This is a genomic window from Flavobacterium profundi, assembly GCF_006491645.1.
Taxonomy (GTDB): Bacteria; Bacteroidota; Bacteroidia; order Flavobacteriales; family Flavobacteriaceae; genus Flavobacterium; species Flavobacterium profundi.
Genome location: NZ_VDCZ01000007.1, coordinates 175019 through 196429, shown reverse-complemented (window position 1 = coordinate 196429; position 21411 = coordinate 175019). Strand labels below are relative to the sequence as shown.

Annotated in this window: 17 protein-coding genes; 3 read left to right on the top strand and 14 right to left on the bottom strand. The window is 31.3% G+C overall.

Translation table 11 applies throughout. From position 1 onward, the window contains the following. Positions 1 to 3: 3 nt before the first annotated feature. The 14 genes from FHG05_RS10815 to uvrC all read right to left on the bottom strand — a co-directional run bounded on the left by FHG05_RS10815 (position 4) and on the right by uvrC (position 17773). On the bottom strand, positions 4 to 1113 hold the full coding sequence (locus FHG05_RS10815; protein ID WP_140998039.1) for an efflux RND transporter periplasmic adaptor subunit: 1110 nt from the start codon (positions 1111 to 1113) through the stop codon (positions 4 to 6). Between the two features lie 13 nt (positions 1114 to 1126). Next, a complete protein-coding gene (locus FHG05_RS10810; RefSeq protein WP_140998038.1) occupies positions 1127 to 1618 on the bottom strand; it encodes a GbsR/MarR family transcriptional regulator in 492 nt (163 codons plus the stop codon). Between the two features lie 103 nt (positions 1619 to 1721). Further along, positions 1722 to 2207 (bottom strand): septal ring lytic transglycosylase RlpA family protein, encoded by a 486-nt coding sequence (locus FHG05_RS10805; protein ID WP_140998037.1) that lies wholly within the window; start codon positions 2205 to 2207, stop codon positions 1722 to 1724. Positions 2208 to 2227: 20 nt separating this feature from the next. Beyond that, a complete protein-coding gene (locus tag FHG05_RS10800; protein WP_140998036.1) occupies positions 2228 to 2653 on the bottom strand; it encodes a hypothetical protein in 426 nt (141 codons plus the stop codon). Between the two features lie 96 nt (positions 2654 to 2749). Beyond that, entirely contained in the window at positions 2750 to 5500 is a 2751-nt protein-coding gene (locus tag FHG05_RS10795; RefSeq protein WP_140998035.1) for a TonB-dependent receptor, read from the bottom strand. Between the two features lie 362 nt (positions 5501 to 5862). Further along, positions 5863 to 7500, bottom strand: coding sequence for a glucose-6-phosphate isomerase (gene pgi, locus FHG05_RS10790; RefSeq protein ID WP_140998034.1), 1638 nt, complete (start codon positions 7498 to 7500; stop codon positions 5863 to 5865). Continuing rightward, positions 7500 to 8738 carry a M23 family metallopeptidase gene (locus FHG05_RS10785; RefSeq protein WP_235889684.1) on the bottom strand — a complete coding sequence of 413 codons (1239 nt, stop codon included), beginning with the start codon at positions 8736 to 8738 and terminating at the stop codon, positions 7500 to 7502. The genes pgi and FHG05_RS10785 overlap by 1 nt, the downstream gene beginning before the upstream one ends. Positions 8739 to 8754: 16 nt before the next feature. After that, complete coding sequence (locus FHG05_RS10780; protein WP_140998032.1) at positions 8755 to 9687, bottom strand: tryptophan 2,3-dioxygenase family protein; 933 nt, start codon at positions 9685 to 9687, stop codon at positions 8755 to 8757. After that, entirely contained in the window at positions 9687 to 10460 is a 774-nt protein-coding gene (locus FHG05_RS10775; RefSeq protein ID WP_140998031.1) for a DUF3108 domain-containing protein, read from the bottom strand. The genes FHG05_RS10780 and FHG05_RS10775 overlap by 1 nt, the downstream gene beginning before the upstream one ends. 286 nt (positions 10461 to 10746) lie before the next feature. Beyond that, the gene (gene hppD / locus FHG05_RS10770; RefSeq protein WP_140998030.1) at positions 10747 to 11910 is read right to left on the bottom strand and encodes a 4-hydroxyphenylpyruvate dioxygenase; all 1164 of its coding nucleotides are present in this window, start codon (positions 11908 to 11910) and stop codon (positions 10747 to 10749) included. Positions 11911 to 11921: 11 nt separating this feature from the next. Next, complete coding sequence (locus tag FHG05_RS10765) at positions 11922 to 12362, bottom strand: CCC motif membrane protein (RefSeq protein WP_140998029.1); 441 nt, start codon at positions 12360 to 12362, stop codon at positions 11922 to 11924. Positions 12363 to 12365: 3 nt separating this feature from the next. Next, positions 12366 to 13523 carry a homogentisate 1,2-dioxygenase gene (locus FHG05_RS10760; RefSeq protein ID WP_140998028.1) on the bottom strand — a complete coding sequence of 386 codons (1158 nt, stop codon included), beginning with the start codon at positions 13521 to 13523 and terminating at the stop codon, positions 12366 to 12368. A gap of 172 nt (positions 13524 to 13695) precedes the next feature. Further along, positions 13696 to 15927, bottom strand: coding sequence for a patatin-like phospholipase family protein (locus FHG05_RS10755; protein WP_235889683.1), 2232 nt, complete (start codon positions 15925 to 15927; stop codon positions 13696 to 13698). 46 nt (positions 15928 to 15973) lie between these two features. Beyond that, positions 15974 to 17773 carry an excinuclease ABC subunit UvrC gene (gene uvrC, locus FHG05_RS10750; protein WP_157504237.1) on the bottom strand — a complete coding sequence of 600 codons (1800 nt, stop codon included), beginning with the start codon at positions 17771 to 17773 and terminating at the stop codon, positions 15974 to 15976. A 134-nt stretch (positions 17774 to 17907) separates the two neighbouring features. Here uvrC and FHG05_RS10745 point away from each other — a divergent pair, with 134 nt between their 5' ends. The 3 genes from FHG05_RS10745 to FHG05_RS10735 are packed head-to-tail and all read left to right on the top strand — an operon-like array spanning position 17908 to position 21402. Next, positions 17908 to 18876 (top strand): succinylglutamate desuccinylase/aspartoacylase family protein, encoded by a 969-nt coding sequence (locus FHG05_RS10745; RefSeq protein ID WP_140998026.1) that lies wholly within the window; start codon positions 17908 to 17910, stop codon positions 18874 to 18876. Continuing rightward, positions 18869 to 19432, top strand: coding sequence for a 5-formyltetrahydrofolate cyclo-ligase (locus tag FHG05_RS10740; RefSeq protein WP_140998025.1), 564 nt, complete (start codon positions 18869 to 18871; stop codon positions 19430 to 19432). The genes FHG05_RS10745 and FHG05_RS10740 overlap by 8 nt, the downstream gene beginning before the upstream one ends. Positions 19433 to 19488: 56 nt before the next feature. Then, positions 19489 to 21402: a M1 family aminopeptidase gene (locus FHG05_RS10735; protein ID WP_140998024.1), complete on the top strand. Its 1914-nt coding sequence runs from the start codon at positions 19489 to 19491 to the stop codon at positions 21400 to 21402. The last annotated feature ends 9 nt before the right edge of the window (positions 21403 to 21411 follow it).

The following is a 21411-nucleotide window of genomic DNA, read 5'->3' as shown; positions in this document are numbered from 1 at the left end:
TATTTATTTTTTTGATGGGCTAACCACTTCTTCTATTGTTACTACTTGCGGTTGAATAGGAGTACCTTCGGTCACAATTCCAACACCTTCCACTAAAACTTTATCTTTTTCATTTAATCCACTATCTACTACAAAATATTTTCCTCCAGGAACGGGTCGTACTTCAATAGGTACTGCTTTTACCTTATTCTCTTTATCAGCAATTAGAGCAATACGCTTGTCTTGCATTTCTATAGTTGCGTTTTGAGGAATTAAAATCACCTCATTTAAGCTTGTAGGGATTTGGATGGAACCACTTCCACCAGAGCGTAATAATTTATTAGGGTTTTTAAAGCTCGCTCTTACATTAAAGGAACCGGTTTGTGTATTTGCTTGACCGCTCATGGTCTCAATTTTTCCAGTTTCTTCATAAGTATCTCCATTACTTAAAATTAATTTCACTGGAGGCATTTTTGCAATTTTATCTTGAAAAGTTTTCCCATCAGCATGTAACATCATGTCTAATTGCTGTTTTTCGTTCATTGAAAAATAAGCATAAATGGAACTAATATCCGATATTCTTGTCAATGGCTCTCGCGTTTGACTACTAACATAACTCCCTAAACGGAAAGGTAAAGTTCCTACGATTCCATTAACTGGACTTTTAATAGTTGCATAATTGATTCTGGCAATAATACTTTGATATGTACTTTTTGCAGAAGCTAAATTTGCCTTAGCGGTTTCTAATTGTACATCGCTAATAATATTTCTTTCAACTAAAGGTGCAAGACGATTTACTTCTACTTGAGCTGCATCTACTCTAGCTTTAGCGGCACCAGCATCTTGTGTAGCCATTTGCGTTTCTAATTTAAAAAGCAATTGCCCTTTTTTTACTTCTTGTCCTTCATCTACATATATTTTCTCAATATATCCATCTACTTTTGGACGAATGTCTACATCTACTATTCCTTCTAAAGTTGTGGGATATTCCGCTAATAAAGTCGTATTCGACTTTCCTACTTCAATTACTTTATAAGGTTGGACTGGTGGAGCCTGATTGGCTGTTTCTTTTTTATTACAAGAAAAAAAAGCGAAAGACAACACTATAGCGCTTAGTATATATTTTTTTTTCATTTGAGAATCTAGGTTATTTATTTAATTGGTTTTTTTCTTCTATATCTTTAAACTTGGTAATGGTTGTTAGCAAAAGTTGCTCTGCTTTTTCCATGTGTTCTTTATAAGCATAACTATTTAACAAATTGATTTTCTCTTGCGAACAGCAAGTGTTTTTTTCTCTGTACTTTATAATTTTATCAATTAAAAGTAATTCGTTGTTTACCAAGGTTAAGTAATTATTTAAACGCTGACTTAAAGGAGAGGCTTTGAAATACTTTTTTCGATCCCCTAAAACCGTGAAGTAATAAATCTTCTCCATTTTTAAAAGTAAATTTAAATTTGTGGAGATGGAACTTTTACTTGCTTGCATTTTATCCACTAATTCTTCAAAAGTTAGTCCTGATTTACATCCATCAATAATTAAAGTACCTAAAATTCGGGATGCCAATGGAGGAATGTTGTATAATTGTTCAAAATGAACACCAAACATTTCAATTAATTCTTGTTTTTCTTCCTGCATCATAAAATATTTCCTGCAAAGATACTCTAGGTTCGTTAATTACCGAACTAAACGAACTTAATTTTTTGTTAAATGTAAATCAAAAAAAAATCAGCTATAGCTGATTCTATTCTTTTAGTATTTGAAGATTTACGGTAAGAAATCCAATGTTTTTATGCTCAGAGAGTTCCATAAAAGCCGCTTTTGACAAATCGATTTCTCTACCTTTTGTAAAAGGTCCTCTGTCTGTTATTGTAACAATAACCGTTTTATTATTAGCTATATTAGTAACCAAAACTTGAGTTCCAAAAGGTATTTTTTTATGTGCTGCAGTATATTCAGAATTATTAAAAATGGAACCACTTGCTGTTCTTTTACCATTAAATTTATCATGGTAATAAGAAGCATGCACTTTTTCCTTATAAAAAACTATAGGAGTAGGTATTTCAACGATAATAGAATCGACAACAATGGTGTCTAACAGAACCGTGTCTTTTGTTAAGGTATCTAAAAAAATAGTTTTACTTGAAAACGGTTCGTTTTGTTTACAAGTAAAACTACTGATACTAATAAGAAGAAGTAAAAATGGTATGGTAACACTATAAATTTTCATCTTCTCTATTTTTTAAAGAATTAGCTTAACCAGCTTGTCCAAGGAATTCTAGATAAAATTAATAAGAAACCGATGGTATAAAAAATGGCAATCTTTTTAAATTTTCCATTATTACTTTCTTCTTTTTTATGTTTTGACCAACCGATAGTAATTAATACTAAAGCGATAATATTAATTAAAGGATGTTCTAATGAAGTTAATCGCATAGCCGAATCTTTCATTTCACCTAGCATTGCAGATCCTTTAGGAGAAATAAAGTATAAAATTAAACCAATTAGCAACTGCATGTGTGAAAGAATTAATGCAAATAAAGAAATGCGCAAGTCTTTATCAGTAAATAATTTTTTAGAAACTATTCCCATTATAGCATTAACAGCTGCTAAAAATAAAACCGTTAAAACAATGTAAGCAAATATAGAATGGGCGGATTGTAAAGTGGTATACATACTAGTTCATTTAAATGTTATGTAACAAAGATAGGAAAATAAAAAAACCGCTTCACAAAATTGTGAAGCGGTTTTATAATGTTGCATGAATTTATATTAAAACTGGTATCTTAAAGTAAAGTTCCAAGTTCTTCCAAATCCAAAAAATACTTGGTTAGCATCAGCTACTCCGTTGTATAATCTATTATTTGATGCGTAAGTACCAGCAGCTGGGTTACTTGAGTTAACCAAATCATCTGCAAAAATATTAGTTCTAGATTCTGCAATGTAAATTTCGTTTAAAACGTTATTCATGTTGAAACGTAAACTTACTGACTTATCTTTATCTTTACCAACTAACATTTTATAAGAAATACCAGCATCCATTAGTCCGTAATTTGGTAATTCTAATGTACCTTTATTATCTTCAGTTAAAAATCTCGCTGGATCAATACTTGCGTATAATTTATCTACAAATCTATAATTAGCATCTACTTTTAATCCTTTTAACACTTCATAACCTGCTCCAAATGAAGCTGTCATTTGTGCGGCATCACCAACTTTTACTTTATCAAGATAGATATCACCATTACCAAGTAAAGTGTTATTTTGATCAAATCTATTAAATTCAGCATTTCCATTGTAATCCCACATTCCATAAGAAAACATTGCGTTAATATTTAACTTATTGATTGGTTTTGCATTTAATTCTAATTCAACCCCTGAATGTGTTTCATTTAATTTATTAATATCATAATAACCACCTCTGTTAGAACTATCTGAATCACTTGATCTTTGATATCTATCTTTCCAAGAAGTATAATATAAATTCAGTTTGGCATTGAAGTAAGGAGAATTAAATCCGTATCCTGCTTCTATCCCAAGGATTTTTTCATTAGTTAAATCATCAGCTACAACAGATTGATTGTTTCTGTATACAGCATTAAAGAAAGGTTGTTTTGAATAATAACCTGCATTAGCAAATACATTGTTTTTTTCGTCAATGTTATAATTAGCACCTCCTTTTATATTACCTCCAAGAATATTTTCGAAATCAGTTTTGTATAATGGATCTGATTCTAAATATATGAAAGTATCTTCTCTACTAAACCCTTGTTGAGAAACTGCTCCTTGAATAAATGCAGATAATTTATCAGTCGCATATTCTAATTGAGTAAAGGCACCATACCATCTTACATAACCATTGTTGTTATACTCAATTTTTTCTTGATTTTTAATATTAGTTATTGGATTCCAACTTGGAGTTGCTTCATAAGTTTCATATAATAATCTATCAGGATTATTAATATCTCTATTGTCTAAATAAACATCAGCACCTAATCTATCATTAATATTTCTAAAATGATACCCTTTGTAAGTACGTGCATCAATACCAAAATCTAATGTTAATTCATCTGTTAATTTAGTGTTTAAGTTAATTACACCACCATACCAATCGTGTGAATTAATAGATGCTCTTCTTGTAAAACCAACTGATCTACTAGTTTGATAGTCTCCATTTGCATTTTGACTTACTTGTGCACCAGTAATAGGTGTTACTGATTGACCTGTAGCTGGATTATATTGACCTCTATTGAAAGCAACAAAATCATCAAAAGGAACTAAACCATCAACAGTTTTATATGAGAATGGACTTTTTCCAATATTTCCAGTTCCTCCACCACGTCCCCAAGAACCGTAAAGGACTGTCGTTAATTTCATTTTATCGTTGATTGTGAAATCCCAGTTTAAAGAAGCAACTGGTTTGTGATAAAAGTTTCTAACCCAAGAATACTCTCTTCCATTTAAGTAACCCCAATCTGAATTGTATCTTGTATTTGGTATTTTATTAACTGGATCTCCATATTGTAAATAGGTTGCAATAGTATTTGCAAAACTTCTTTGGTTGTGCCATTGTGGAGCACCTGTGAAAGTAAATTGGAAATTATGTTTTTCGTTTAATTCGTAACCGAAAGCTATAAAATAATTATGCCCTTCGAATTTTGTTCCATCAGCAAACATGTTACCTTGCGTTCTAGATAATAAAATAGAAGTAGAGAAACCATTTTCCATTTTACCTGTAGAATAAGAGGCTTGTGTTTTTAAGTAATCATCGTTAGCAACACCAACAGAAACTACTCCTCCTTGTTTCATTTCAGAAGTTCTAGTAATTACATTGATTGTACCTCCAACAGAAGAAATTGCTAATTTGGATGATCCTAAACCTCTTTGAACTTGCATAGCAGAAGTTACATCAGATAATCCAGCCCAGTTACTCCAGTATACTGCTCCATTTTCCATATCGTTAACAGGAACCCCGTTAATCATTACTGCAATATTTCTTTGATCAAATCCACGAATGTTGATTCTTGAATCTCCAAATCCACCACCAGATTTTGTAGCATACACAGATGGTGTGTTTACTAACATCTCTGGGAATTCTTGGTTCCCTAATTTTTCTTGGATTTCAGTTGCTTTAATAGTTGATACAGCAACAGGTGTTTTTCTGTCTTTCGCTACGTCAATAACACCTTTACCAATTAAAACTACAGACTCTAATTGATTTTCATTTGATTTTAAAGAAACGTTTCCTAAATTAGATGAACCAGAAAAAGGTATAACTACAGTTTCAAAACCTAAATAAGAAACTACAATTTCACCTGAAGTCATAGTAGTAGTAAATTCAAATTTACCATCAAATCCTGTTGTCGCTCCATCTTTTGTACCTTTTACAAATACGTTTGCACCAGGTAATGGTCCGTTAAAATCTCCATCTATAACTGTTCCAGTTATTTTAGATTGAGAAAAAATGGTTTGGGTTGCTAATAAAAATAACCCAAGCATCATTAATTTTTTAAAAACTCTCATTTGTTGTTAATTTTTTTGCAAAATTGGCACAAGCATTTGAGTTGTATGTTAAGTAAATGTTAACATTGCAAAAGAGGTGATTTTATTGCAATTGTATCTTTTTTTTATACTAAATTTTAAATAACCTTCATTTATATTAAAAAAAATAAAAATATTATCAAAAAATTAATTAAAACAACGCATATTTTTCAAAATAAATCATTATTTATGAAATAAGATTATCATTTTATATACAATCACCTTTCAAACAACAAATATCATTTGGTATTTATAACTTTATTTTCAAATAAAAAAAGCTGATTCAATATAATAAAAAAAGACATATTTTTGTAAATATGCCTTTTCAAAATATAAATCTATTTTTATTGTAAGTATTTCTTTAACAAAAAATGCGTAGAACTATCGTGATTTTTAATTTCACCAGTATGTATTTCAGATAAAATTGAATTTGCTAATTGTTTGCCAAGCTCTACACCCCATTGGTCATAACTAAAAATATTCCAAATAATACCTTGTACAAATATTTTATGTTCGTAAAGCGCAATTAAAGAACCTAAAGTTTCTGGTGTTAGCTTTTCGATTAATAAGGTATTTGTTGGTTTATCGCCATCAAAAACTTTGAAAGGCAATAAGAAAGTTGCTTTTTCACCTGTTATATTTGCCTTTTCAAATTCAGCTTGTACTTGTTTTTCTGTTTTTCCCATTAGCAAAGCTTCAGTTTGCGCAAAGAAATTAGACATTAATTTATCATGGTGGTCTTTATTTCCATACAAGGCTTTTTTAAATCCAATAAAGTCTGTAGGAATTAATTTAGTTCCTTGATGAATTAATTGAAAAAAAGCATGTTGAGAATTAGTCCCAGGTTCACCCCAAATAATTGTTCCAGTTTGGTAATTAACAGGATTGCCATCACGAGCGATACTTTTACCATTACTTTCCATGATACCTTGTTGCAAATAAGGAGCTAGTTTTTGCAAATATTGTGTGTAGGGTATTAAAGCTTCTGTTTCAGCTCCAAAAAAATTATTGTACCAAATACTTAATAACGCAAGTACAACAGGTATATTTTTATCAAAAGGAGTTTCTTTAAAATGAGTATCCATTTTATTAGCACCTTCTAACAATTGATTAAAATGATCAAAACCAACAGCCAAACTAATAGTTAAACCTACAGCACTCCAAAGAGAAAAACGTCCTCCAACCCAGTCCCACATTGGAAAAATATTTTCTTCCGCAATTCCAAATTGTGTTACATTTTTAATATTAGTAGAAACTGCTACAAAATGTTTGGCAACATCTTCTTGTTCTGCATGATTTAAAAACCAAGCTCGAATTGTTTCTGCATTAGAAAGGGTTTCTTGGGTTGTAAATGTTTTTGAAACAATAACAAAAAGTGTAGTTTCAGGGTTTAATTTCTTAATAATTTCATTTACATGATCTCCATCTACATTGGAAACAAAATGAACATTCAAATGATTCTTATAATACTGTAAGGCTTCAACAACCATGGCTGGTCCTAAGTCTGAACCTCCAATTCCAATGTTTACGACATCGGTAAACGTTTTATTTGTATAGCCTTTTCTTGTACCATCTATAATTTCTGAAGTGAAATTTTGAATGTCTTTTTTAACCTGATATACTTCTGGCATTACATTGATTCCATCTACCAAAACTACATCATTTTCTTTTGCCCTTAAAGCGGTATGTAAGACTGCGCGGTTCTCAGTTTGATTAATAGCTTCACCAGAAAAATAAGCTTCAATAGCATTTTTTAATCCTACTTCATTTGCTAATTCGACCAATAAATTAATCGTTTCTTCTGTAATTTTATTTTTAGAAAAATCAACAAGAAAATCGTGCCATTCGATATTAAATTTCTCAGCTCTTTGCTTGTCATTTACAAACATTTCTTTCATGGAAACATATTCCATTTTTTCAAAATGAGCTCTTAATTTTTGCCAAGCAACTGTTCCAGACGGATTGATTGTTTCTAAAGTCATTATTCTTTAAATTTAGTGGTCATTACACTATCTAACTCTTTTTTCAAAGGTTCAATGTATTTTAAATATTGTTCTTTCGCTTCTTTTTTCATAGGTTCAGCACTAGGCAATTGCAATCGTAAAGGATCTACTTGTACGCCATTTTTCCAAAATCGATAACACACATGTGGACCTGTAGCTAAACCTGTACTACCTACCTTTCCTATTACTTGACCTTGAGTAACATATTGCCCTTTTTTAACTAGAATTTTAGACATGTGTAAATACTGTGTAGAATAGGTACCATTATGGCGCACTTTCACATAATTACCATTACCAGAAGTATAACCTGCTCTTTCTACAACTCCTGAAGCGGTCGTTTTAATTGGAGTTCCTGTTGCAGCAGCATAATCAGTACCGTTATGTGCTTTCCATCTTTTTTGCACGGGATGAAAACGTCTTCCCGAAAAACGAGAAGATATTCTAAAATAGTCTAAAGGTGCTTTTAAAAACATACTTTTTAGACCATTTCCATTTTCATCATAATAGTCTGGTAAATTTTGTTCTGGGTTTAATTTATAAGGAAACGCATAAAACACTTTTCCTCTATGTTTAAAATAAGTAGACTCTACGCTTTCAACTCCTGCATATATAGAATCTTCAATAAAACGTTCATATATAGTTGCACAAAATTTATCTCCTTTTTGAATTTTAAAGAAATCGATAGAATATTCATACACTTTTGCTAATCGAGAGGCTAGCGCAGGACTAGCTCCTGCATTTGCTAAAGTTTCAGAAAAAGAGCCTTCAATTTCAGCAGCAATAGTTCTTCTTTTTAAAGAGGTTGCTTTTCTTTTATTACTCACATGAATGGAATCTCTAAAATCGATAACCGCATATTCTATTGGATTTTTCACATAGACTAATGCTTGTAATTCATTGGGATGATTTTTATCTAAGAATAAAAGATAAGGCTTTCCAATTTTAATCATTCTAGGATTAAAAGAATCTTTCACTTTCTCAACTACATCAAAAGTACGTAAACTATCTGGCAATTTATATTTGTCAAAAATTAGCCCTAAATTATCTCCTGATTTTATAGTATCTCGAACTACTTTATAATTATTGAAAATAAAACCATATTCTTTTATAATAGGCTCCTTTTTTTCAACTTTTTTAGGTACTTCTTTTTTTTCTTCTTTTTTGTCGCAAGAGAAAATAATGGTTATCAGTAGTAATAGTGCTAAGTATCTCAATATATTAGTTTTTTTAATTTTAAACATTTTCACCCCAGTTTGCTATTTCATCATCTGACCATAATTCTGGAAAAAATATTCGTTTTTGATATTTAGGCAACATGTATTTTTTCCAATCACTTCCACCTGTTGCCTCATGATTTCCAGGTACACTTTCAATGTATTTTTTAGCAGCATTAAAATGACCCATTACCCATGTAATGTTTATTGTTTTATCTAAATGGCGCATGGCATCAATCAATGCGTTATTGTTTTGATCTTCTTGAGGTAATTGTTTGTATTTTCTCCAAAGATTTATGGTATTATATTCTTCCATAAAATCCAAAAACACTTTTTTATACTTTCTTTCAAACTCTTTTATCAGATACGTTTTTTCACCAGTTGTGTAATCTTTACCCGCTGCTTGCCAATATAAATGCTCAAATGCGTGTTCATAAGGTGTGTTTCTATCTATGGTAGCCCTAAAACGATTGTCTATTAAATTAATTAAATCTGTGGTTGCAAACTCTATCAATCGATATTGGGCACTTTGAAAACCACTAGCAGGTGTTAGCGTATTTCTAAATTTTAAGTACTGTTCAGGTTCCATTCCGTCTGTCATGATGGTAAAAGAAGTGGTCAACATGTCAAAGTAACGACTTATTCTACCTAATTTTTCAGTGAAATAATCGGTTGTAGGCATAGTTGTATGCGCTAATTGATCAATTTCCCAAAGAATCATTTTAAACAACAATTCATTCACTTGATGGTACATGATAAAGACCATTTCATCAGGCAATGTGGTTCTTTGAATTTGCAAATTTAGAAGCGCATCGGTTTGAATGTAATCCCAATACGTTATAGGCTTAGACCATAAAAGGCCTTCGAGATGTGTTTCTGTATTTTGATTAATTGCTTTATACTTTTCATCAATTCTATTTAATTGATGCTGTAATTCTGGTGTTACTTCCATTAGTCAACTTTTACTTTAAAAGAGTGTTTTAATCCCTTAAAAGCATCTAAATCAGCCTTCAATGATCCAACCGCTAAACTCGCTTTAATTCGCACTGGAATTTTGTTGTCATCATCTGAAATCCAAACAGTTAAACTTTCTTCTTCTTTAAAAACTCTTCCTGCTTGAACGTAAGGTCTGAAAACTTTACAAGAAATTTTTCCAAATTTAGTTTTTATATCTTCTTTACCAATATATTTTAACTTAAACTTTGTAGTTTCATTATCAAAAAACATATCTATCGTAATAGATTCTCCTTCTTTTAAAGTATCAATTTTGGGATGATTTCGTAAATAATAAAATGAAGATACTATATCTTGCACATTTTCAGGAACGGAATAGGTGTTTTCTGTATCATTTTTATAATCTTTAACTCGAACCGTATTATTATCTTGATTGAAGAATCCTTCTTGATATTTAGTGTATCCTCCTTCATCAATTTTTCTTAAAAATTGATACGGTTTACCTGTTTCCTTATCAAAAAAACTTTGGTAATCATCTTTAACTTCAAAAAATAATTTTGTCATTCCAGTGGTCCACCCTTTTCCTTGCACATGATGTACCTTATGATTGTTTCTGACAGCTTCTTTAATTTCCAGAGTAGCATATCCTGCATTTACTAAACCATAATGAATACGAAGCTTAAACCACTCTCCTGTGGTAAACGCATCCTCTTTTTGAACAAATGAATTTGTAGAAATAAAAACTAGAAGTAGTACTATAATTTTTTTCATAATTTTATTTTTTAAGAAAAGAGTGCAATTTCTGTTCCAAAAATAAGAAACAAAAAAACCCAGTCAAAATTAATGACTGAGTTTTTATGCTATTAACCAACCAAAAACTATAAATTATGAAAACTTACTAACAAAATTGGACATAGAATCTATCTCCTTTTTTGCGAGTGCAAATGTATATGGTTTTTTGAAGATTATTTATCAAAATGTCAACTTTAACTCTTTTAACAGAATTATTATTATCATTTAATAGTATTTTTTAATAATATTAAATATTTTTCGCATTTTATAACGTACCTCGCAATGCTTGTTCTCTTTCAATCGACTCAAATAAGGCTTTAAAGTTACCCGCTCCAAACCCTTTTGCACCCATTCGTTGAATAATTTCGAAGAATAGTGTAGGTCTGTCTTCAACGGGCTTCGTAAAAATTTGTAATAAATACCCTTCTTCATCTGCATCAATCATAATACCTAATTTTTGCAACTCAGAAATATCTTCTTTAAAATTCGCCATATGATCTTTTAATCTTTCAGGTATTGCATCATAGTAAGCTTGTGGAGGCGTACTTAAAAACTCTACTCCTCTAGCACGCATACTTGAAACAGTTTTTAAGATATCGTCAGTAGCAACAGCTATATGCTGCACACCTTCATCTTCATAAAAATCTAAATATTCTTCAATCTGTGAACGTTTTTTACCATTTGCAGGTTCATTGATTGGAAATTTGATTCTTCCGTTTCCATTACTCATAACTTTCGACATTAAAGCAGAATATTCGGTAGTAATCTGTTTATCATCAAACGAAAGAAAATTTACAAATCCCATCACATCTTCAAACCACTTAACAGCTTCGTTCATTCTATTCCATCCGGTATTACCCACCATGTGATCAATAAATTTTAATCCTACAGGCTCTGGGTTATAATCTGATTTCCATTCTTTATAACCTGGCATAAAAATTCCATTATAATTTTTACGTTCTACAAAAATAAAGACTGTTTCTCCATAAGCTCCATAAATTCCTGCACGAACCACTTCTCCATTTTCATCACTTTCAACCATAGGCTCAAAATAAGACTTTGCCCCACGACTTGTTGTTTCTTCGTATGATTTACGCGCATCTTCTACCCAAAGCGCTATAACTTTTACTCCATCTCCATGTTTTTTTACATGTTCTCCTATAGGCGAATTACTGTTTAATGCTGTAGTTAATACCAAACGAATCTTGTCTTGTTTTAATACATAGGAAGCCTTGTCTTTTACACCCGTCTCTAAACCTGCATAAGCTAACGATTGAAAACCAAAAGCGGTTTTGTAAAAATGAGCGGCTTGTTTTGCGTTACCAACATAAAATTCTACATAATCTGTACCTAACAATGGAAGGAAGTCTTGTGCTCCTTCAAATATTTTTTCTAAACCGTAGTTTACTGATTTTATTTCTTTTGACATGATTTTTACTTTTATTTTATTTGTGTTGTGTCTATTTTAGTATTACTTTCTTCTTGAAATTCGTAAGGCGTCTCTAGTGAATCCAATTGATACTCTAACTTTTCAAAATTATCTTTTTGTTGTATCCCTTTTAAAACACTGCTTGAAATAATAGTTCCATAAATAAGTAAAACTATAATTCCAAATAAAAAAATGATTCCATTTATAACTATTGAAACAATATTTAAAGTTTTAGCTAGATTTACGTTATTCTTACTTTGTATTGAAAAAGCCTCCTGATTTTGATAATATTCTTTTAAACTATTATTCGCAAGAACTAATCCAATTATACTTAATACTAAGGGTATAAAAGCAAGTATACCATAGCAACAACAACCTAAAACTCCTAGGACTAACGATATAATCGCTAAAATTAATGCAATAGGTTCAGCAGATAATTTATTATAATTCATAGCTTATTCTAACCAAGATTGGTAGTATTTTTCGTCAGCTATTTTCATAGCTTCTTCCGTAACCATCAAAGGTTTAAAAGTATCCACCATTACGGCTAATTCTTGTGTTTCCGTTTTCCCTATACTTCTTTCCACTGCTCCAGGATGTGGTCCATGTGGAATTCCTGCTGGATGCAAAGAAATATGACCAGCTTCAATATCATTACGACTCATAAAATCCCCATCTACATAATACAACACCTCATCACTATCTATATTACTGTGATTGTATGGTGCTGGTATTGCCAAAGGATGATAATCATAAAGTCTTGGTACAAAAGAACAGATTACAAAAGCATCTGTTTCGAAAGTTTGATGCACTGGAGGCGGTTGATGAATTCTTCCTGTAATGGGTTCAAAATCGTGAATTGAAAATGCGTAAGGATAATTATAACCATCATAACCCACAACATCAAAGGGATGGGTTGCATACACCATATCGAAAATTTCGTCTTTCTTCTTCACTTTAATTACAAAATCTCCTTTTTCATTATGGGTTTCTAATTCTTCAGGTCTACGAATGTCTCTTTCACAAAAAGGAGCATGTTCTAATAATTGACCAAACCAGTTTCTATATCGCTTAGGAGTATATATTGGTCTTCTTGATTCTACAATAAAAAGACGATTGTCTTCCGTATCGAAATCAATTTTATAAATCATCCCTCTAGGAATAACCAAGTAATCTCCATATTTGAAATCTAAATTCCCTAACATGGTTCTTAACTTACCCGTTCCTCTATGAATAAAAAGCACTTCATCGGAATCGGTGTTTTTATAAAAATAATCGGTCATTGATTTTTTCGGAGCAGCCAAAACAATATGGCAATCGGAATTGGTTAAAACGATTTTTCTACTCTCTAAATAATCCTCTTGCGGTGTTACTTGAAATCCTCTTAATCTATAGGATTGAATGTTGTTTGCTTTGGCAATTTTTGGAGCTACACTATACTGCTGTTTAATTTCTTTAACCTGTGTAGGTCTATGTTCATGATACATATTGGTAGACATTCCGTCAAAACCTATGGTACCAAATAGTTGTTCGTAATATAAATCTCCATTTTCTTTACGAAACTGTGTATGTCTTTTTGGAGGAATTGATCCAAGTTTATGATATATTGGCATTTTTTTAATGTGTTAATTCAACAATTCGTTAACGTGTCAACATCTATTAAAAATAGATACTTTGACAATTGGCACATTAATAGAACTCATTCAGGATTTCTCTTGATGAGGAATTTTAAATGGATTAATAAGTTGTCCCATTGTTTCATATATACAAATATCGGAAAAAAATTTAAAACGTGAAACCTATACTAAACCAAGTATGATGATCTCTTGTTTCTGGTGACCAAGAATGTTTAATTTCAATTGGCCCAATTAGTGTTTCCAAACCATATCCAAAACCATATCCACTATACATTGGTTTTTCAATCCAAGTTCCATCATCAAAAATATTGTTACCAATATTTGCATAATTTGCAGTAAAATTAAGATGATTTTTTTTAAAAACTTCATAGTCCAAAACCACACTCCCTTTTACATAACTATTCCCACTTAAAGCCACAAAATCATATCCTAAAAAAGGTCTTAGGTTATTAATCTGCGTAAAGCCATAACCACCCAAAGCAAAGTCCAAATAGGGCACACGATTTTCACCAATTGAAAACCCTCCTTCTGATTGCAATTTAAAGGTGAATTTTTTATGCAAGGTAAAAGCAATAGCACCGTCTGCTTTTGCGATGGTAAATTTTTCAAAATTATTTGCTCTATCAGAAGAATACAAAACAGGCTTTAAGTCACCCACAAAATACCATCCTTTTTTAGGAAAATATTTATTATCAAAAGAGTCGTATTTTAAAAATCCAAATAAAGAAAAATAATCACTATCATCTATAACAGGATCCACATTCTCAATAACGGTTTGTGACTCAATTTTCAAATGTTTTAATTCCGCGCCCACTCCTAATGAAAATTTTTGTGCAAAAATAGTTTGCACATAGGCTTGATTCGAAAAATCGGAAAAATCTATATTAAGGGAGTTTAAACCTGAACTACTTAAGATATCATTGCCCGAAAAGTCATTTTCCAAATTACGATTTAAACCTACATATTTGGAAGTAAATCCGTAACTCAAATAAAATCCATTATCCACATAATAATTCAAGTTGTATCTAAAGTTATCACCTAGACCAACATCTAAAGAAAAAACATCATTCTTAATTAATAAATTTTTTCGTGTAACATTTAACAATACAGTACTTTTTAAAAGGCCATCGTAATGCAATCCAAATTTTAAAAACGTATTTTTTTTCGTTTCTGCAACGTCAATTACGAGTTTTTCTCCAACATGATTTTTTTTGAAATAATAAAAGATAGATTCAAAGTTTTGAGTGGCATTTAAGTTGTTAATTCCTTTTTCAACCGTTTTATATTCCACTTTTGAGTTACTATTAAATTTCAATTTACCAACTACATACGCTCTAGTAAATTTATCCAAATTATTAATTTCCAAATCGGTTATATATAATAATTTAGAAGCTTCTTTTTGTATAGCAGGCCTTTTATACTGAGTTTGTAATGGAATCAATTCTTTTAAGTGATTACGTGCTTCCTTTTCTCCCTTTTCAACAATTTCACCACCTTTTTCAAATGAAACAACAGTATATCCTTTAATATTTGGCTTTATATATATTGTGGTTAATTCTCTTTTTTTATCCATTTTTTCAATCATAGAAAAATTGGTTACTTGAGACAAAACACCAGTTGCTCCTTTAATATCTATTAATTTTTTTAAACCATCTTGTACATCTACACCTATTATAATATCGGCCCCTCTTTTTAATAATTCTTCAACTGGATAATTATTGACAACACCGCCATCAATCAACATTTTCCCATCAATTTGAATAGGATTGTATAAGGTTGGGATAGCACCACTTGCTAATAAAGCTTTGGGCAAAGTTCCCTTTTCCAAAACAACTTCTTGTCCCGTTTCAACATCGGTTGCAATACACAGAAAGGGAATTGGTAGTTTATCAAAATCTGTGATATAAGAAACGTGTTTGGTTAACCTAGAAATTAAATGATAATTATACAATCCTTTAGACAAAGCTTTGGGTAATTCTAATCTAAATTTATTAAAGGGTAATGAAAAAGCGTAAATTTCGTCATTTCGTTTTTCGTAAAAAGTTTTAGATTCTCTAGGAGTATAATCTTGTAACAAAGCATCTGTATCTACTTCTCTAAATAAAGAATCCAATTCTTCTCCTGAATATCCTGAAGCGTATAGTCCTCCAATAATAGCACCCATACTAGTTCCTCCAATGTAATCAATTTTTATTCCAAGAGAGTCAATTACTTTTAAAACACCAATATGTGCTAATCCTTTTGCACCACCACCACTAAGCACCAAGCCTATTTTTGGCTTTTGTAAATCTTCCTGTGCTTGAACTTGAAAAGAAAAAAGAAAATAAACAACGGAAAACAGACTATAGAAAACGATGTTTTTTGTGAAAGTTTCATTCACAATTTTCAAAATTCGATTTTCATGGAGGTTCGCCTTCAAAATAAATTTAATTGAGTTTATTTTCCTTGTAAAAGTCGGTAATTTTTTTGGCTTTTGAAACACCAACTACCTCTGAAATTTCCTTTTCTGTTGCATTTTGCAATCTTTTAACACTTTTGAAATGTTTCAATAACGTAATCATCGTTTTTTCACCAATTCCAGGAATGGATTCTAAACTATTCGTTAATGCAGCTTTACTTCTTTTATCCCGATGATGTGTAATTCCAAAACGATGCGCTTCATTTCTTAAATACTGAATCACCTTTAAGGTTTCGGATTTTTTATCTAAATACAAGGGGACAGAATCACCTGGATAATATAATTCTTCTAATCTTTTGGCAATCCCAATAATGGCTATTTTACCTCTCAATCCTAAAGCATCTATGCTTTTTAAAGCAGATGACAATTGGCCTTTCCCTCCATCTATAATAATTAATTGTGGTAACGATTCGTTTTCATCTAACAACCGTTTGTACCTTCTATAAACCACTTCTTCCATAGATGCAAAATCATCTGGACCTTCTACTGTTTTTATATTAAAATGACGATACTCTTTTTTACTAGGTTTGCCATCTTTAAAAACAACACATGCTGCAACTGGATTTGTTCCTTGAATATTAGAGTTATCAAAACATTCAATATGTCTTGGTTCAACAGAAAGACGCAAATCTTTCTGCATTTGAGCCATAATTCTATTGGTATGTCTATCAGGATCAACAATTTTTATTTGTTTCAATTGATCCATTCTATAATATTTAGCATTGCGTAGCGACAAATCTAAAACCTGTCTTTTATCACCCAGTTGCGGAACTGTAATTTTTAAATTTTCTCCTAATGCTAAAGGAAATGGCAAAATAATTTCTTTTGATTTTAATTTAAAACGTTCTCTTAGTTCAACAACCGCTAGTTCTAATAATTCTTCATCTGTTTCTTCCAATTTCTTTTTGATCTCCATGGTATGAGAACGCACAATAGCACCATAAGAAATTTGAAGAAAGTTTACATAGGCCATGGTTTCATCAGAAACAATGGAAAATACATCTATATTGGAAAGTTTTGGGTTTAAAACCGTAGATTTTGCTTGATAACTTTCTAAAACCTCAATTTTTTCTTTGATTTTTTGAGCGGCTTCAAACTGCATGTCTTCAGCCAATTCCATCATTTGTTTTTTAAAATCTCTTAAACTGTCTTTAAAATTACCTTTTAAAATTTGACGAATAGCTTCCACTTGCTTTTGATAGGCTTCTAATGTTTCCAATCCTTCACAAGGCCCTTTACAATTTCCAATATGATATTCAAGACAGACTTTATATTTACCCGATTGAATGTTGGAAGGAGACAAGTCGTATGTACACGTTCGCAATGGATACAACTCTTTAATCATATCTAAAATGGTATTCACTATTTTAAAATTGGTATACGGCCCATAATATTCTGAGCCATCTTTTACCATTCTTCTAGTGGGGAATATTCTAGAAAAAGGTTCATTTTTAATACAAATCCATGGATAACTTTTATCATCTTTTAGAAGAATATTATATCTCGGTTGTAATTTTTTTATGAGATTGTTCTCCAGTAACAACGCATCTGATTCTGAAGCTACTACAATATGTCTTATCGAAACAATTTTTTTTACTAAAACACTAGTTTTATAATTGTCATGGCTTTTTGTAAAATAACTAGAAACCCTTTTCTTTAAATTTTTCGCTTTACCAACATATAAAATCTTATCATCTTTATCAAAATATTGATACACTCCAGGATTATCAGGCAGTGTTTGTATTTGAAGTTCTAGAGATGATTGCATGATTGCTATTTAAGTAAAATGAGGTTATAAAAAATCAGTAAACAAAGTTACTAAAATTGTCAGATTTTATTTAATTGCAGAGCGTTATAATTTTTTAAATAGATTTTTTACTTTTAGCACCTTATTACAAAACGATGAAAGACAGAGCTATCTATTTATTAGGAGAACGCATTTTGCCAGGAGAAAGTAAAATAGTTGAAGTGGAAATTGCCAAACTACACACGATGACCAAACTTAAGGTTCCAATTATTATAGAGCGTTCAAAAATTGATGGCCCAGTAGTTTTATTTAGTGCAGGATTGCATGGCGATGAAATTAATGGTACCGAAATTGTCCGACAAATTATTCGACGCAAAATTAATAAACCAAAATGTGGAACTATCATTTGTATTCCAATTATTAACATTTTTGGGTTTGTGAACCAAAGCAGGCAATTTCCAGACGGACGTGATTTAAATCGCGTTTTTCCCGGTAGTAAAACAGGTTCTTTAGCGAGTAGGTTTGCGCATTTCCTAGTAAAAGAAATAGTCCCTTTACTTGATTATGCAGTTGATTTTCATGCTGGAGGTGCCAGTCGCTTCAATGCACCACAAATTAGAATTGTACAAAACAATACTGAACTCAAAGAACTGGCAAAAGTTTTCAAAGCACCTTTTACTTTGTATTCCAAAAATATATCGGGTTCGTTTCGAAGCGTTTGTACTAAATTAGGTGTAAAGATGCTTCTTTTCGAAGGTGGAAAATCGTTAGATTTAAATACTGAAATTACACAAGAAGGAATCGATGGAGCCAAACGTTTCTTATTTCATCTCGACATGCTTAATCCAAAAAAAGATGCTGATTTTACAGTAGATCCAACACTTTTTATAGAAAAGTCCAATTGGATAAGAGCCCAATATTCTGGTCTATTTATTGGTTTAACCAAAACAGGTAGCTATGTAACTAAAGGAGATGTTTTAGCCACGATTTCAGATCCTTTTGGTAAAGTAGAGCATAAAGTAAAAGCACCAAACAGTGGTTACATTATTAATGCTAATGACGGAGCTATTGTGTATCAAGGTGATGCTATTTTCCATATTTCAACTCAATTAGAAAATGAATAAGAAAGAATTACGATTAAAATACAAAGCATTAAGGCAGCAATTTTCTGAAAATGAATTGGAAGAAAAAAGTTTAGCTATAGCCAACCAATTATTAAAACTAGATATTTGGCAACATACTTATTACCATCTTTTTTTACCTATTGAAGAACAAAAAGAAGTTAATACTGAATATATTTTACAAATTTTAGCAGGAAAAGACAAAGAAGTAGTACTCTCTAAATCTCATTTTGAAACCGTATCTATGACACATTATTTACTTACTGACAATACCAAAATTAAAAAAAATGAATACAATATTCCTGAACCAGTAGATGGATTAGAAGTTCCCGTATCAAAAATTGATGTGGTATTTATTCCTCTGTTAGCTTATGATAAAGAAGGTAATCGAGTAGGTTATGGAAAAGGCTTTTACGATCGTTTTTTGAGTTCTTGCAAAAATGAGGTTATCAAAATAGGTGTTTCGTTTTTTGATCCAGAAGAAAAAATAGAGGATCATTTCGAAAATGACATTTCGCTAAATCACTGTGTTACACCCACACAAAGTTTCTCATTTTAGGATTAATTTTCTACATTTACATCAAAAACCAAACCTAAACTAACGTTTTACATCACATGAAAAAAATTGCTTACTTATTTATAGTATTTTCTTGGATAAGTTATTCTCAAAATGACACTGAAGAATTTAATAGAATGGTGGAAGCTGAAATGAAATCAGCGGCATCTCTACAACAAGTTAGAATCAATCCGAATACTCAAAACTACGATGTTACGTACCAAGAATTACGATTTACATTAGATCCAGCAGTTTACTTTATTTCAGGTCAAGTTACTACTACTTTTACCGCTTTGTCAGATATGACTTCCATAACTTTTGATTTAACCAATCAATTAACAGTAAGTAGTGTAACCATGAATAGCACAACTCTGAGTTTTGTTCAAAATGCAAACAATGAAGTTGTCATCTCTTTACCATCAACATTAACCACTGGAAATACTGGAAACGTAGTAATAACTTATTCAGGTGCTCCTGCTACTGGAGAACAAGCTTTTACTGCTTCGACTCATAATGGCACTCCTGTAATTTACACTCTTTCCGAACCTTTTGGAGCTAGAGATTGGTGGCCTTGCAAACAAGATTTAAATGACAAAATCGAAAGTATTGATGTTTATCTTACTGCACCAAATACATATGTGAGTGTATCAAATGGATTAGAACAAAGCGCTATAGATAATGGAAATGGAACCAAAACCACTCATTTCCATCATGGCTATCCCATTCCTGCTTATTTAGTTGCTATTGCCGTGACGAATTACCAAATATTCACACAAACTGCTGGAACAGCTCCAAATGATTTCCCAATTGTAAATTACATTTATCCTGAGAATTTTTCTTCCGCACAAGCGCAATTAGCAGTAACACTACCTGTAATGAACGTTTTTGAAACCTTATTCGAGCCTTATCCTTTTCATAATGAAAAATACGGACATGCTCAATTTGGTTGGGGAGGTGGAATGGAACACACAACGGTTTCTTTCATGAATAGTTTTGGCAGAAATTTAATTGCTCATGAATTAGCACACCAATGGTTTGGTGATAAAATTACTTGCGGTACATGGAAAGACATTTGGTTAAATGAAGGTTTTGCAGAATATCTATCGGGATTAGTCGTTGAAAATTTAGATGGTGATGCATCCTTTGTTTCATGGAAAACCAATAAAATAAGTAGCATTACATCAGCTACTAATGGAGCCGTTTATTTAACAGATACAGAAGCATTAAATGTAAATCGCATTTTTAGTGGTCGATTAACCTATAACAAAGGTGCGATGGTGGTTCATATGTTGCGTTGGAAAATGGGAGATACAGCCTTTTTTCAAGCTATTAAAAATTATTTAGCAGATAGTAATTTAGCTTACAAATATGCCATAACTACAGATTTAAAATCACATTTAGAAACCCTCTACGGAAGTAGTTTAGATGAATTTTTTAACGATTGGTTATACGGTCAAGGTTACCCAACCTATACTATTTCTGCACAAAATTGGGGTGCTGGACAAGCTAAAATTACCGTTTCTCAAACGCAATCAGACGCTAGTGTTTCTTATTTTGAAATGCCTCTAGAAATTAGATTAGTGGGAGGTTCTGGACAAACCCATGATGTGGTGGTTAATCATCAAACGAATGGAGAAGAATTTATTGTTTCAGTGCCATTTACAGTCACTGATGTTATATTTGACCCAAATAAACATATTATTTCTAGAAACAGTACCGCTACTCTAGCTAATGAAAACTTCGAATTAGCAGAAACCATTACTTTATATCCTAATCCTAGCAGTAATAATATTAAAATTCAACTCCCAAATTCAATAACAATTGAAAAAGTAGAATGTTACAATGCTTTAGGTCAGTTGGTTTTAACAAATTATACTCCAGAATTTTCTACTGAAGGTCTTGCTACTGGTATTCATTTTGTAAAAATAAATACCTCTGAAGGTGTAATTCATAAAAATTTTATAAAAAAATAATCTCATAAA